The 14,875-nt window shown below is 71.6% G+C and carries 9 protein-coding genes; 2 read left to right on the top strand and 7 right to left on the bottom strand.

The genetic code is table 11. The features are described from left to right. Window positions 1-104 precede the first annotated feature (104 nt). From PKF00_RS26780 to PKF00_RS26810, 7 genes are all read right to left on the bottom strand, one after another. Window positions 105-1,193, bottom strand: coding sequence for a winged helix DNA-binding domain-containing protein (locus tag PKF00_RS26780; RefSeq protein ID WP_271220401.1), 1,089 nt, complete (start codon window positions 1,191-1,193; stop codon window positions 105-107). 131 nt (window positions 1,194-1,324) lie between these two features. Further along, window positions 1,325-3,061, bottom strand: coding sequence for an ABC transporter family substrate-binding protein (locus tag PKF00_RS26785; protein WP_271220402.1), 1,737 nt, complete (start codon window positions 3,059-3,061; stop codon window positions 1,325-1,327). Between the two features lie 13 nt (window positions 3,062-3,074). Next, window positions 3,075-5,258 (bottom strand): ABC transporter ATP-binding protein, encoded by a 2,184-nt coding sequence (locus tag PKF00_RS26790; protein ID WP_309298437.1) that lies wholly within the window; start codon window positions 5,256-5,258, stop codon window positions 3,075-3,077. Between the two features lie 227 nt (window positions 5,259-5,485). Next, complete coding sequence (locus tag PKF00_RS26795) at window positions 5,486-6,397, bottom strand: ABC transporter permease (RefSeq protein ID WP_271220403.1); 912 nt, start codon at window positions 6,395-6,397, stop codon at window positions 5,486-5,488. Window positions 6,398-6,405: 8 nt separating this feature from the next. Then, a complete protein-coding gene (locus PKF00_RS26800) occupies window positions 6,406-7,389 on the bottom strand; it encodes an ABC transporter permease (RefSeq protein ID WP_271220404.1) in 984 nt (327 codons plus the stop codon). 197 nt (window positions 7,390-7,586) lie between these two features. Next, on the bottom strand, window positions 7,587-9,929 hold the full coding sequence (locus PKF00_RS26805) for an AAA family ATPase (protein ID WP_271220405.1): 2,343 nt from the start codon (window positions 9,927-9,929) through the stop codon (window positions 7,587-7,589). 256 nt (window positions 9,930-10,185) lie between these two features. Then, complete coding sequence (locus PKF00_RS26810) at window positions 10,186-12,120, bottom strand: tetratricopeptide repeat protein (protein ID WP_271220406.1); 1,935 nt, start codon at window positions 12,118-12,120, stop codon at window positions 10,186-10,188. A 323-nt stretch (window positions 12,121-12,443) separates the two neighbouring features. On the opposite strand from PKF00_RS26810, the gene PKF00_RS26815 reads away from it, so the two are divergent. Together PKF00_RS26815 and PKF00_RS26820 are read left to right on the top strand one after the other, a co-directional pair. Then, entirely contained in the window at window positions 12,444-13,994 is a 1,551-nt protein-coding gene (locus tag PKF00_RS26815) for an MFS transporter (RefSeq protein WP_271220407.1), read from the top strand. 69 nt (window positions 13,995-14,063) lie between these two features. Beyond that, on the top strand, window positions 14,064-14,828 hold the full coding sequence (locus PKF00_RS26820; protein ID WP_271220408.1) for a DoxX family protein: 765 nt from the start codon (window positions 14,064-14,066) through the stop codon (window positions 14,826-14,828). The last annotated feature ends 47 nt before the right edge of the window (window positions 14,829-14,875 follow it).

Below are 14,875 nucleotides of genomic sequence, written 5' to 3' on the forward strand. Positions count from 1 at the left end.
CTTTCGCCCCCGACCGCACATGGACGACCGCCACCGAGGAGACACACCGCGCTGAGAGGCCGTCCGCCCGTCAGCCGCGTCACCGATCCGCCTGGGCGGTGCGCCTAGCGCAGCAGCGCGGTGACCCGCTCGACCTCCTCGGTCAGGGCGGCCCGGGGAACCTCCTCGAGGAGGTCCAGGGTGATCCGGCCCTCCTTGGCCTCCCACACCCCGGCGACCCGTCCCTGATGGATCACGACGGGCGAGATCCAGCCCGCCGCCCGGCTGACCCTGGGCTTGGCCTCCCTGGGCAGGAGGGGTTCGAGGTCGCGGGGAGCTCCGAGGATGTACTGGTCGAAGCCGGGCAGCAGGTGGACGCCGGTGGCGGGGCCGGTCGCGATCAGGTCGTCGAGGTGCTTGGCGAGGACGACCATCGGGAGGCCTTCCACCTCGACCTCCGCGAGCTCGGGGGCGAGGTCGCGGAACCAGCCGCGCAGGACCGCCTTCGGGGCCGCGCCACGGTAGAGCCAGGCGCCGAAGGTCTCCGGGGTGCCCGGACCGTGGGCTCCGAGGAAGGACCTGACCAGGCGCACGCCGCCCTCCTCTCGGGAGAGGGGGGCCTCGGGCCAGCCGGGCACCCACTCGCGGGGGCTGACGAAGGTCACGCGCCCCTCACGCGGCGGACCGTAGCAGAGCTCGCCGAGGAAGCTCAGCGGTTTGAGAAGCGCGCCCCAGCCCGATGTCAGCGCCTGCCTAAGGTGGGCGTCTCCGGTGACCTCGATGACGGCGTCGACCAGCTCGTCTCGGGCCAGCACGCGCCCCTGGAGCGCCTTGGGGACCGCCTCGAGGATGGCCGCGACCTCGGCCGCGGTGACACCGTGGCCACGCTGCCACGAGCCCTTGTCCCAGTTGCGGAACGAGCCGAGGACCGCGACGTAGGAGGGCAGCTCGCCGGAGGGGACCAGGTGCAGGGTGCCGCGCGCCGTCCAGGTCTTGACCAGGGTGCGGTCCAGCCACAGGGCCTCGTCGATCTCGCCGGGACGCGGGTCGGCGCGCCGTGCGGCCACGGCGAGCTCGGCGGAGGAGGCGACCTGGGCCTGAACCCCCGTCAGGCGGCGGACCACGGACACCGCGTCCGGCCCGGCGACCGGGTCGACGAACTGCCGTTTCAACCGCCATGCGAGCACCTGGGACCAGGTGGTGGAGACAACCATGGATCGACTTCTACACCCTGCCCCCGACAGAAACGGAATCCGAGACGGCGGGCCCGCCGCGGAGGTCCCGCCCGGTCCGCCCGCCCGCGTCTTTTCGAGGAGAGTCCCTAACCTGTTTTCGGGGAGAGCCCCTACTTGGTGAAGCCGATGTCCTGGTATTTCAGGTCGTAGAAGCCGCGTGCTCCGTAGTTGGCGATGTCCTTGTTGACGGCCACGTTCTGCGGGCGCTGGTAGAGCGTCACCACGTTCACCGCCTCCCAGATCAGCTTGTCCGCGGCGTTCGTGTCGGCGATGGCCTGGGCGCCGTCGAGGTCGGCGGTCGCCTTGTCCATGGCGGCGTTGATCTCCGGGGATCCGATGCGGCCGAGGTTGGCGTTCCACTGCGGCTGGCCCTTGGAGTCGCGCACGGCGTTGGCGTACTGGCCGTAGCCGCTGGAGACCGGGAAGGGCGTGCCCACGTAGGCGAACGCGGTGATGTCGTAGTTGCCGGGGATGATGTACTTGGTGAAGTAGTCGTCGCTGGGCACCGCCTGAAGGGTGACCTTGACGCCGATCTGGGCCAGCATGTTCTGGGCGATCTCGGCCTCTGACTTGGTGAGCTGCAGCCCCGACGGCATGACGAAGCGCAGGTTCAGCTCCCTGCCGTTCTTGACGCGCGTCTGGCCTGACATCTTCCAGCCCGCGGCGTCCAGCAGCTGCTTGGCCTTCTCCGGGTTGTAGACGCCGGTCTCGCCGGCGTTGTCGCGGTAGCCGTCCTGGGTGTTCATGAAGAAGTGGTTGTTCAGCAGCACGATCGGCCAGTCCAGGCCCTGCAGGTCGGACTGGGCGATGGCCTGGCGGTTGACGCCCATCGCGACGGCCCTGCGGACGTTGACGTCGGAGAGCTGCTCGCTCTCGCCGTTCATCGTGAAGTGCCGGAAGTCAGGCCCCGCCGCCTGCCGGATGATCGCGCCCTGGCTGCTCTTCGCCCGCGCGTAGTCCGGCGCGGAGGGCCCGACGTCGAAGGTGTCCAGTTCGCCGTTGCTGAAGGCGCCGACCAGCGCGTCGCTCTCCAGCGCCCGATAGATGATCTTGTCCAGTTTCGCCCTGTCACCCCACCAGCGCTCGTCCCTGGCGATGGTGATGGTCTTGGCCGTCTGGTCGAACGAGACGAACTTGAACGGCCCCGCGGTGACCGGGATCCGGTTCAGCCAGGCGTTGTTGAACGCCTCCGCGGTCGCGTTGGTGCTCCTGGGATAGAGCGGGCCGAACAGCGACTGCCAGTCGCCGAAGGGCTTGGCGAAGGTGACGACCACCTCGTGGACGTCCTTGCCCTTCTCCACGCTCTCGATGTCGTGGTAGCCGGTGGTGCCCGCGACGCGGTAGTCGGCGTTCGCGCCGTTCAGCGCCTTCCACTGGGCCCGGTAGTCCTCCCAGGTGATCGGCGTCCCGTCCGACCACCTGGCCTTCGGGTTGAGCGTCAGCGTGACGACCTGCTTCGGGTTGCTCTCGGTGATCCTGCCCGCCAGCAGGTAGTCGGCGTTCGCCGAGATCTCGCCCTTCTCGTTCGAGCGGAAGGCCGAGGGCATGAGCCCGTCGATGACCTTCTTGACCATCGCCAGGTTGCCGTCGACGTGGTTGAGGTTCCAGTTGGTCGGATACTCGTTGAGACCCCAGCGGAGCAGGCCCCCGTCCTTGACCCCGTCCCTGGAGACCGGGTTGATGTCGTAGGCCTTGACCGCCGAGGCGGAACCGGCCCCCTGTTCGTCACCGTCGCTGTTCGGGCCGCCCCCTCTGTCCCCGCCCTGGCCTCCGCAGCCGGCGAGGGCCAGCGAGCCGGCCACCGTCAGCGCAGTGGCGAACGCGCCCACGCGCCGGATTGATATCACGATTCCTCCAGGGTTATACGACTTCGAGCTTCTCGGCGAAGTGACATGAGACGCCGTGGTCCTCCCCGAACGGCCGGACCTGGGGTTCCTCGTTCACGCATCGGCTCCTGCCGATCTCGTCGAGGGTTCTGAACTTGGGGCAGCGGGTGCGGAAGCGGCAGCCCGAGGGAGGCTCCGCCGGGCTGGGAAGGTCGCCTTCGAGCAGGATGCGCCTTCTGGAACGTTCCTTGCGGGGGTCGGGAAGCGGGATGGCCGACAGCAGCGCCTGCGTGTAGGGGTGCATCGGGGTGTCATAGACCTCGCCGACCCGGCCTATCTCGGCGATCTTCCCGAGGTACATGACCGCGACCCGGTCGGCGATGTGCCGGACCACGGCCAGGTCGTGCGCCACGAACAGGTAGGACAGGCCGAGACGGCTCTTCAGGTCCTCCAACAGGTTGATCACGCCCGCCTGGATGGAGACGTCGAGCGCGGAGACCGGCTCGTCCAGCACGACCAGCCTGGGTTCGAGGGCGAGCGCGCGGGCGATGCCGACCCGCTGGCGCTGGCCGCCGGAGAAGTCCTGCGGGTAGCGCGCGGCGTGGCCCGGATCGAGGCCGACCAGCCCGAGCAGCTCCCGGACCCTCGGCCCGGGGTTCGGGACGCCGTGCGCGCGCAGCGGCTCGGCGACGATGTCGTAGACGGTCATCCTGGGATCCAGCGAGGCCAGCGGATCCTGGAAGACGACCTGCATGTCCCGTCGGACGGCCATCCGCTCGCGGGCGCCGATCGTCGAGGTGTCGCGTCCCAGCACCACGATCGTGCCGCGCTGCGGCGTGGCCAGCTCGAGGATCTCCATCAGGGTGGTGGTCTTGCCGCAGCCCGACTCTCCGACCAGGCCGAGCGTCTCCGTCTCCCGGATGTCGAAGCTGATGCCGTCGACCGCGTGGACGGTGCCGACCCGCCGCCTGAAGATCGCCCCCTTCATCAGGGGATAGTTCTTGACCAGGCCGCTCACCGCCAGGACCACGGCGCGCTCGCCGCGCGGCGGCCGTACCGGCTGCTCCTGGGCGGCCCCCGCGGCCCCGGCGCTCCCTGCCGAGTTTCCTGCTGAGCCCTCTGGCGCGCCTTCCGTCACGCCCTGCGCCGGGCTCCCGGGCGCGCCGCCGTCCGCACGTTCACCGCTGTCCTCGCGCCCGCCCGCGTCGCCGCGCCCCGGGGCGGATCCGACCTGGTAGACCTCGGCGGGCGACCAGCCCGCGATCTCGATCTCCCCGGAGCGGACGCACGCGGCCAGGTGTCCCGGTGAGCCGACCGCCGCCGGCGCGGGCTCCTCCAGGACGCAGGCGGGCACGGCTATCGGGCAGCGAGGCTGGAACGGGCAGCCGGGCGGCAGCGCCGCAGGCGACGGGGGGGTCCCCCTGATCGGGACCAGCGGCTGCGCGCCGCCCTCGTCGAGGCGGGGGATGGAGCCGAGCAGGCCCATGGTGTACGGCATGCGCGAGCGGTAGTAGACGTCGTCGACTCCCCCGACCTCGACGGAACGCCCGGCGTACATGACCATGACCCTGTCGGCGAACCCCGCGACCACCCCCAGATCATGGGTGATCATGACGATCGCCGCCCCGGTCTCCTGTTGCGCCCGTTTCAGCACCTCGAGCACCTGGGCCTGGATCGTGACGTCGAGCGCGGTGGTCGGCTCGTCGCAGATGATCACGTCGGGGTCGTTGGCGATCGCCATCGCGATCACCGCGCGCTGCCGCATGCCTCCGGAGAACTCGTGCGGGAACGCCTTGGCGCGCTGCGCGGCGTTGGGGATGCCCACCAGGTCGAGCAACTCGACGGCCCGTTTCGCCGCCTGCTGCCTGGTGACCCTCTGGTGGATCCGCACGGCCTCGGCGATCTGGTCGCCCACGCGGTAGACGGGGGTGAGCGCGGACAGCGGGTCCTGGAAGACCATCGAGATCGTCTTGCCCCTGAAGGCCGTCAGCGTCTTCTCCGTGGCTCCGAGGATCTCCCTGCCCAGCAGTCGCACGGAGCCGGTGACCCGGGCGTGCGACGGCAGCAGGCCCATCACCGCCAGCGAGGTGACCGACTTGCCGGACCCCGACTCGCCGACGATGCCCAGCACCTCTCCCGGGCGGACCGCGTAGCTCACCCCCCGTACGGCGTGCACCGCGCCAGGCCCGGAGCCGAAGGTGACGTCGAGGCCGGTCACCTCCAGAACCGGCTCCCCCGCGAGCGCGGGAGCGGAGCGGCCGGGACGCGCCCGGCGCCCTTCGCGCTCCCCGCGCCGTGGGCTCTCCCCGCGGTCGGACGGCTCAGCGGGGTCCGACCGTGGGGGCGGGGCCGGGCGTCCATGCCGATCAGGACGGTCCGGGCGCTCGGGACGCAGGGCCTGGCCGTTGCGGGACCGCGCGCCCGCCGGGCAGTCGTCGCGCTCGCTCACTGTCCGCACCTCTTCGCTGTGGGATCGAAGGCGTCGCGCAGGGAGTCGCCGACCAGGTTCACCGCGAGCACGGTGACGATCAGCAGCCCGGCGCAGAACCAGAACGTCCACGGGGCGTACACGGCCGTCTTGGCGCCGTCGGCGATGAGGCTGCCCAGCGAGACGTCGGGCGGCTGGATGCCGAAACCGAAGTAGGACAGAGAGGTCTCGGTGAGGATCGCGGCGCTGACGTTCAGCGTCGCGTCCACGACCAGCAACGAGGACATGTTCGGGATGACGTGCCGAAAGATGATCTTTATCGGCGGAACGCCCATGAACCTGGCCGCTTGGATGAACTCCCGCTCCTTGAGGGAGACGGTCATGCTTCGGACGATCTTCGAGGTGACCATCCAGAGGAACAGCGCGAGCACGAGCACGAACAGCGGCCACTGCCCGCCGGCGAAGAGCGGCGACATGATCGCCAAGATCAGGAAGGCGGGCAGCACGAGCAGCAGGTCGGTGATCCAGGTCAGCGCCCGGTCGGTCCAGCCCATGAAGTATCCGGCGAAGGCGCCGACCACCGCCGCCAGCGTGGTGCCGACCACGGCGGCGAGCAGCCCGACGACGAGCGACTTCTGCATGCCGCGCAACGTGACCGCGTACACGTCGGCGCCCGTCTGCAGGGTGCCCCACCAGTGCTCGGGCGAGGGCGGCTGCAGGAAGGCCATGAAGTCCTTGTCGGTGTAGGACCACTTTCCGGCATACGGCCCGGCGAACGCCAGCAGGAACATCAGCCCGAGGAGCGCGAATCCGATCCGGCCCTGATGGGAGCCGAAGAAACGGCCCGCGACCACCCGGAACCGGGACGGCGCCTCGATTTTGTCGATGTCCGCCCGCTGCTCGGCGAGCTCCTCGTCGGTGATGGTCATCTTTTCCCTCACCCCACCCGGACCCGGGGGTCGAGGACCGCGTGGAGAACGTCGGATGCCAGGGACGCCACCAGCACCGCGAAGGCCGCGAAGCAGCTGATCGCCGCGACGGTGTTGACGTCGTTGGTTGAGATGGAGTCGACCAGCCACTCGCCCATGCCGTGCCAGCCGAAGATCTTCTCGGTGAAGGTGGTGCCGACCAGCAGCGCGCCGAAGGTGAAGGCGAAGTAGGTGACCGCCGGGATCAGCGCGGTGCGCAGCGCGTGCCTGATCAGCGCCGTACGGCGGCGCAGTCCCTTGGCCATGGCCGTGCGGACGAAGTCGGCGCCCAGCACGTCGAGCATCATGTTGCGCTGGTAGCGGCTGTAGACGGCGATCAGTCCCAGCGACAGGGAGAGCGTGGGCAGGATCAGGTGTTGCAGGCGGTCCACCAGCTGGGTGAGGAATCCGCCCTCGAGTCCGGGCGTCGTCTCGCCGCTGACCAGGAAGACCTGGACGCCGACCAGCTCGTTGAACCAGACCGCGCCGATGATCAGGATGTTGGCGAGCACGACCGTGGGCACGGCGAGGACCGCGAAGGACGCCCCGGTCGACAACCGGTCGAACACGCCGTACTGCCTGACCGCCGCGTAGGCGCCGACGAGCACGCCCGTGAGGCTGCCGAGGACCAGCCCGACGGTGATCAGGCGCAGCGTGACGCCGATCCGCCGTCCGAGGTCCTCGTTGACCGACCCGCCGGTCACCGTCTTGCCGAAGTCACCGTGCACGACGTCACCCGCCCAGGTCAGGTAGCGCTCGACCAGCGGGGTCTGGTCGTTGAGGTTCAGCTCGGTGAGGCGCGCGTCGATGACCGCCGGCGGGATCGGCGGGTTGCGGCCCTCGTAGTTGGACCGGGGATCGAGCGCGCTCGCGGCCAGCGCGTAGGCCAGGCTCGTGGCGACGACGATCAGCACCAGATAGTTGAGCAGCCTGCGGAGAAGGAACCCCGCCATCGTGCCCCCCTTCACCGTCGTCCCTGTTGTCGGTGGCCATCCTGCTACATCTTGCGGCCAGTCAACTACAGGGAGTGCTCAATCGGGGGTTCGATCTCAGTCAAGGGCGGTGTTTACCACGCTATCTCGCGAGTGCGCGAACGGGGAACCACAGGTCAACGGAGGCGCGCTGAACACCGACAACCGGGATCAAGGGGTCAGCGGTCGGCCAGCTCGTCCACGGCGGCGCGCAGGTCCGCACTGGTGATGGTGGTCAGGTCGGCGGCGGTGGCGGTGCCCCCGTCGAGGGCGGCCAGGCGCACGTCCCTGCGCATCGCGGCGCGCTCGAACAGCGAGCGCGCGAACCTGCCGTTGCCGAGGTCGTCGATCAGGCCGTCGTCGCAGACCCAGGTGAAGACCTCGGCCAGGTCGCGGCGGGCGGCCTCGTCGAACCGGTCGCCCGCCCCTTCCGCGAGCAGCTCGGCGATCTCGGCCAGCTCGCCGGGCGAGTAGGAGGGGAAGTGCACGCGCTGGCCGAACCTGCTGGCCAGGCCGGGGTTGGTCGACAGGAAGGAGTCCATCTCCCGCTCGTATCCGGCCAGGATGACCACCAGCCGGTCTCGGTCGTCCTCGGCCCGTTTGAGCAGCGTCTGCACGGCCTCGGTCCCGAAGGCGTCCCCCCCGGAGTAACCGGGGTTGACCAGGCTGTAGGCCTCGTCGATGAACAGCACCCCGCCGAGCGCCCTGTCGACCAGCTCGTTCGTCTTGATCGCGGTCGCGCCGAGGTGCTGGCCGACCAGGTCGGCCCGCTGGGCCTCGACCACGTGTGGCTGGGCGAGCAGGCCCAGCGCGGCGAAGATGCGGCCCAGGATCCGGGCCACGGTGGTCTTGCCGGTGCCGGGCGGCCCGGTGAAGACGAAGTGCCGCATCTGGGGAGGCGTGGGCAGGCCACGCTCCTGGCGCATCCTGGCCACCCTGAGCTGCGCGGTGATCGCGTGCACCTGCTGCTTGACCGGCTCGAGGCCCGCCATCCGGTCGAGGTCGGCCAGCGCCTCCTCCAGGGAGGGCGTGGCCTGGTAGCCCCGGTAGCGGGCGGTGAGCTCCTCGAACGCCTTGGCGACGTCGCCCGCGGTCGTGGTCACCAGGTCCTCGGTCGTCGGGGAGCCTCCCGCGCCGACGACCCGCACGTCACGGGCCTGCGCCGCGGCCTCGACAAGGCTGCGGACGAACCGGGCGTTGCCCAGGTCGTCCACGAGCGCGCGCCGGTGCACGTCCTCGAACCGGGCGAGCAGCGCGGGGTGGGCGTCCTGCGCCATCCGGTCGCCGCGCCGCCGCTGCAGCAGCTCGGTGATCTCCAGCAGCTCCTGCGGCGCGTAACTCGGGAAGCGGACCCGGCTGGAGAACCGGCTCGACAGGCCGGGGTTCGAGGACAGGAACCCGCCCATCTCCTTCTCGTATCCGGCCAGGATGATGATCAACCGGTCGCGGTCGTCCTCGGCCCGCTTGAGCAGCGTCTGCACCGCCTCCGCGCCGAAGCGGTCCGGCTGGCCGTCCCCGGAGTTGATCAGGCCGTAGGCCTCGTCGATGAACAGCACCCCGCCGAGCGCCCTGTCGACCAGCTCGTTCGTCTTGATCGCGGTCGCGCCGAGGAACTCCCCGACCAGGTCGGCCCGCTGGGCCTCGACCACGTAGGGGGTCTCGAGCAGGCCGAAGGCGTAGAAGATCTTCGCGACGGTCCTGGCCACGCTGGTCTTGCCGGTGCCGGGCGGGCCGACGAACACGAAGTGGCGCATCGGCGGCTCGGTGGAGTATCCCGCCTCCTTGCGCAGCCGCGCCGCCTCGATCGAGGCGGCGATGGAGCGGACCTGCTCCTTCACCGGGGCAAGGCCGATCATGCCGTCCAGCTCGCCCAGTGCCTCCTCGACCGAGATGGGCGGCGGCGTGGAGCGGTCGTTGGACGCGGGAGGGGGCTGCCCGCCCTCGCGGGCCCTGAGCCTGACGCGCTGCTCGCCCATCTCCAGCGCGGCCCTGGCCTGACGAGCCTGGACGAAGCGGTAGACGAGCACGGCGGCGGCCACGCCGTAGGCGGCCCACAGGGCCAGGCCCGGCGAGACCAGGGCGAACACCGCCGCGGCCAGCGCGGCGGGCACAAGCGCCATGAGGGTGGTCACCCACGGCGGAACCCAGCGGATGAGGTGGGCGGCCCCCGCCACCGGCAGGGCGAGGACCATCAACGCCATCGGGGTCGGCTGTCCGGGTCCGTACAGGCTCTGGAAGACCGGCAGGAGCAGCAGCCACCCGAGCACGACGACCAGTGTGGCCGCGGCCCGGGGGAAGCGAAGGGTCAGCGCCGCGAAGCCGAGCAGGGACATCGTGAGGAAGAACGCGGTGAACGGCGACCAGCCCATGGCCAGCGCCAGCCCGACCGCCACGACCAGCACGGCGACGTGGATCAGCCTGCGCAGCCCGGGAGAGAGCTGGAAATAACGCAGCCGCACCTGTTCGAACGCATCCCGCATCGCGGCCCGCCCCGCAGGCCGGGCCCTGTCGGGTTCCCGCATCACGCCTCCCCGGTCCGCCCCCGGTTATACCGCACCGGGAAGACGTTTGCGCGCGCGTGGACGCCACGCCACGCCGCTGCACTGACACGATCAGATAAACGGATGAGACCGGATGAACCCCACGATCCGGGTGCCGAGTTCCTGCCCCGCCTTCCGGCGCCGAAACTGCCCGCCCAGCCGCCGTTCCCGCGACGGCGGCGAGCCTCCGCCCGGGGACGTCCCCGCCAGACGCCTCACCCGGGCCGCCCCGCCGGGATCACTCGGCCCGGGTCGCCCCGCCCCGAAGGCGGCGGGCACGGTCGCGGCCCTGGTCCCGGCCCTGGTGACGGCCGGGATACTCGGCGACCACGACCTGTTCGGGGGTGATCCTGAGCACGTCGGCCTCGGCGTCGCCGACCGCGACGCCGCGCACCTCGACCCAGAATCGGCGCTCCAGCGGATCGGCGACGAACACCGCCACCCTCGGGTCCCGCTCCGCGGCCTCCCAGGCGTCGTCGGCGGCGATCAGCCTCAGTTCGCCGCTCGCGCTGACCGAGCTGACCGCGCCGACGGCCAGCGCCCTCGGCCCGCCGGGGTCGGCGTAGGCGAGGACGACCTCGCGGGCGTGGGTGAAGGCGCGCCGCACCTCGCCGCTGAGGCCGACCGGCGCCCTCATGTCGCCGGGCAGCCTGTGGCCCCGGCTCTCGCACATGGCCAGGGCGGATCGCCAGGGCCCCGGCGCGCCTCGCCACCACGCCCGCGCCGACCTGACGGCGAACACCCCGACCAGCGCGGCCAGCGTCGTGATCCCCGTCCACCACGCCCATTCGCCCAGCGCCGCGGGAAGCACGAGCGGCGCCACGGCCGCCGCGCCCGCGAACGCGAGCGCGAGCGACGCGGCGACCAGCAGGGTCCGCGCGACCACGAGCCAGCGGTCGGCGGCGAGCACCTGGTCGAGGCAGCGGGCCAGCCCGCCCCTGGCGCGCGTCCAGACGAGCGCGGGCGGGACGGCCAGCGCGAGAAGGGCGGGTCCCTGTGCGCCGAGGAGCCCGGCCGCCAGGGCGACCACCGCCAGCGCCGACCACGCCCGGCCCACGAGCAGCCACAGGGTCGCGTTGACGTTCCGCCTGGCCGTACGGTCCCGGTGGACCGCGGTGAACTCGGCCAGCGCCCTGACCGGGCGGCCCCGCCACGCCTCGACCGGCACCCGCAGGGCGAGCGTGGCCGCGCCGTTGAGGAGGACCACCGCCGCCAGCCCCGCCCACACGCCTCCCGGTGGATCGGGTGGCCACGGGGCCTCGAGCAGCGAGTCGAGGGACGGCGGCGGGAGGACAAGAGGGGGAAGGGTGACGATCGCCGCCGTGTAGGCGACGACCGCGGCCAGCGTGGCCGAGACGGACGCGCCGAGCCACGGGTCACGGACGAGCATGCCGAGGACGTAACGCCAGAGCCTGACCCTGCGGCCCTGACCGAACGTGACGGCCAGGACCGCGAGCAGCGCGGCCGCGCCGCCGATCCTCGCCTCCGGGGTCAGGCCGAACCCGAACGCGACCACCATGACCGCGACGAGCACCGCGGCCAGCAGGACGCGGACCTGCCGGGACCACATCTCCAGCGCGTGCCTGGCGCGGCCGGTCTCGCGGGGGTCGATCGGCCAGGCGGGGTCGTGGTGGCCCCTCGGGCGCTCCCAGCGCAGGAAGGCCAGGCCGAGGTTGATCCTCGCGCCGGGGTGGTCGGCCGCGAGGCGCAACGCGGTGCGGTAGGCGCTCTCCGCGCGCCGGTGCTCGCCGCGCAGCAGCGCGAGGTCGCCGACGAGGACGTGCGGATCCGGCTCGCCGGGCGCGTAGCGGGCGGCCCTGGCCGCCTGCGCGGACGACTCCCGCCAGCGTCCCGGCACCCGCCGCAGGGCCGCTCCGAGACGGAGCCTGGCCGCCCAGGACCCGGGAGCCAGCCGTACGGCCTCCTCCGCGGCGGCCACGGCCTCCGCGGCGCGACCGAGCCGTTCGAAGGCGAGGCTCGCCAGCCGGTACCCCCAGTCCGCTCCGGCTTCGGCCGTGGGGTCGCGGTCGACCGCGTGACGGGCAGCCTCCAGCGCGGCCTCCGGCTGGTCGCGGTCAAGCCAGGCGACGGCCGCCGCGCACCATTCGCGTGGGTCGCCGGGATCCGCGGGGGACGGGACGGGGTCGGGGTCCTGCCTGTCCGGGCCGCTCACCACCGCGCCACCCCCGGTGCCACCACCGGCGTCACCATCGCGTCACCACTGGTGTCACCACCGCATCACCACCGGCGTCACCACTGCGGCTCACGGCCCTCGCGCTGACTCCTCACGACCGCCATCGTGCGCGGGAGATCACTTTTTGCCTAGATAGCGGATATATCCCTGTATCTCTCTAGAGAGGTCGGATATATGAGAACAAGATGCGCATTTACCTGCAAACCGATCTCCCAATCATGGCCCGCCCACTACCCGACTTCGCCTAAGCTGCGTCGCATGTTCGTCGAGGCCGGCATCTCCTGCAGCGGCCTATGATCGCCATGGGGGTCGTGGACGGTGCGGTCCGCACCGGGATCGAACCACGAACGCGCGGGACCGGCCGCTGGTCGGTCCTGGTCCTGCTGTGTTTCAGCCTCCTGCTCATCGCGGTGGACGCCACCGTCCTGCACATCGCCGTCCCCGCGCTGACCGCCGCGCTCGAACCGACCTCGATCCAGCTGTTGTGGATCATCGACGTCTACTCCCTCGTGGTCGCGCCGCTGCTGCTGACCTTCGGCACGCTCGGCGACCACTACGGCAGGAAACGCCTGGTGATGATCGGCTACGTGGTGTTCGGCGTCGCCTCGGCCGCGGCGGCGTTCGCACCCACCGCGCCCGCGCTGATCGCCGCACGGGCCCTGCTGGGCGTCGGCGGCGCGATGATCATGCCTGCCACGCTCTCCATCATCCGGCAGGTCTTCACCGACAGGCGGGAACGCGCGATCGCACTGGGCGTGTGGAGCGCGGTGGCCGCGGCGGGCGCCGCGGTCGGCCCCCTCATCGGCGGCCTGCTCGTCGAGCACTTCTGGTGGGGCGCCGTCTTCCTGATCAACGTGCCGATCCTGCTGGTGCTGCTGCCCGCGGCCGCGAAGCTCCTGCCGGACTCCTGCTCACGGGCCCTGCACCCGTGGGACGCCTTCAGCGCGCTGCTGTCGGTCGCCGGCATCCTCGCCCTCGCGTTCGGCCTGAAGGAGGCGGGCTCGGGACACCCCGCCGGGCTGGCGGCGTTCCTGGCCGGGATCGGGCTGCTGGTCTGGTTCGTGCGCAGGCAGCGGCGGATGGTCTTCCCCATGCTGGACCTCGACCTGTTCAGGCAACGGGCGTTCTCCGTCGGGGTCGCCGCCGTGCTGCTGACGGTCTTCGCGCTGGTCGGGCTGGAGCTGATGCTCGCCCAGTACCTCCAGCTCGTGCTCGGCGACAGCCCGTTCCAGGCGGCGGTCCGCATGCTGCCGCTGATGATCGCCTCGGTCGCGGGCGGCCTGGCGGGAGCGCGGCTGCTGCACCGTTTCGGGCTGCGCGCCACGATGAGCGGCGGCCTGGCGCTGACCGCGCTCTCCCTGCTCCCCACGCTGGCCTGGGGCACCGAGCGGCACGCCCTGATGCTCGCGCTCTGCTTCGTCGGCATCGGCTTCGGCATCCAGGTCACCCTGCTGGCCGCCTCCGACACGATCATGTCCTCGGCTCCCGAGTCACGGGCAGGCGGGGCCGCCGCGATCGAGGAGACCGCCTACGAGCTGGGCGCCGGACTCGGCGTCGCGGTCCTCGGCACGATCACCACCGTCGTCTACGCGCCCTCGCTGTCACCGGTTCCCGGGGTGCCGCAGGACCTGATGGCCCTCGCACGCCAGTCGCTCGCCGCCGCCGCGCACGCGGCGCACGAGATCGGCGGCGGCACGGGGGCGGCGCTGCTCTCCGCCGCCCGCGTCGCGTTCATCACCGGGCTGCACTCCACGATCATGGTGAGCGTGCTCCTGCTGGGCTCGGTCGCCCTCGCGGTCGTGCTCCTGCTCCCCCGCAGGTCGGTCTCGGCCGAGCGGCACGACCGTCACTGACGGGGTTTGGACGGCCTTCGCCCGGTCATCTATGGCCAGGGACGGGGAATCTGACCAGAATGAGGAACCGTGCGACGAGCCCTCCACGATCTCGCCTCCCTGGCCGCCAGGCTGGGGGTCGGCGGGATCTTCTTCGCCAACGGCTGGCACAAGCTGGAAGCGGGCCTGACCGCGACCGGTGACCAGTTCGCGACCCTCGGCGCCCCCGCTCCCGGGGCATGGGCCGCCACCACGATGCTGACGGAGCTCGTCGGCGGAGTCATGCTCGTGGCCGGTCTCGCCGTGCCCGCCTGCGGGTTGCTGCTGTTCGCCGAGGCCGTCGCGGTGTTCGTCGTGGCCAGCGGGGAACGGGGACTGCCGCTGACCGGCGGCGACGTGAACCTCATCGTCGCGCTCGGCGCGGCCTCCATCCTCCTCGCCGTCGGTGGCGCGGGCCGCCTCTCCGTCGACCACCTGGTCGTGATCAAACGCCGTGAGGCCGAGGCCGCGCAGGACTTCGCCGCGGAGAACGAGGCGAACGACGTCATCGCCGCGCTGCGGGAGCCCGAGACCTCGACGCCGGAGACCTCGGAGCCCGGAGGTGCCGAGCCGGGGCCCTCGAAGTCCGGAGGCTCCGGATCGGGGACCTCGAAGTCCGGAGGCTCCGGGCCGGGGACCTCTGAGGGACCTGAGACGGGCGTGGACACCGCGGAGTTCCCCGCCGTCCGGCCTCGCCCCCGAGACGGTGCGGCCGACGTCCCGCGAGGCGCGCCGGAGCGGGGCGGGACCTCGGGACCCGGCGCGGAGAGCGACATCCTGGTCGCCGGGCAGAAGGACGAGACCACCGGCCGGTGAACGCCCGCCTCAGTCTGCCTTAAGGGGAATTTCGCCCATCCGTTTAT

Source organism: Streptosporangium carneum, assembly GCF_027922005.1.
Classification (GTDB): domain Bacteria; phylum Actinomycetota; class Actinomycetes; order Streptosporangiales; family Streptosporangiaceae; genus Streptosporangium; species Streptosporangium carneum.

What these genes read in the sequence shown, in the direction of transcription:
- PKF00_RS26780 (WP_271220401.1), bottom strand. Translation starts at nt 1,193, where the DNA reads ATGGTTGTCTCCACCACCTGGTCCCAGGTGCTCGCATGGCGGTTGAAA.
- PKF00_RS26795 (WP_271220403.1), bottom strand. Translation starts at nt 6,397, where the DNA reads ATGACCATCACCGACGAGGAGCTCGCCGAGCAGCGGGCGGACATCGAC.
- PKF00_RS26800 (WP_271220404.1), bottom strand. Translation starts at nt 7,389, where the DNA reads ATGGCGGGGTTCCTTCTCCGCAGGCTGCTCAACTATCTGGTGCTGATC.
- PKF00_RS26805 (WP_271220405.1), bottom strand. Translation starts at nt 9,929, where the DNA reads ATGCGGGAACCCGACAGGGCCCGGCCTGCGGGGCGGGCCGCGATGCGG.
- PKF00_RS26815 (WP_271220407.1), top strand. Translation starts at nt 12,444, where the DNA reads ATGGGGGTCGTGGACGGTGCGGTCCGCACCGGGATCGAACCACGAACG.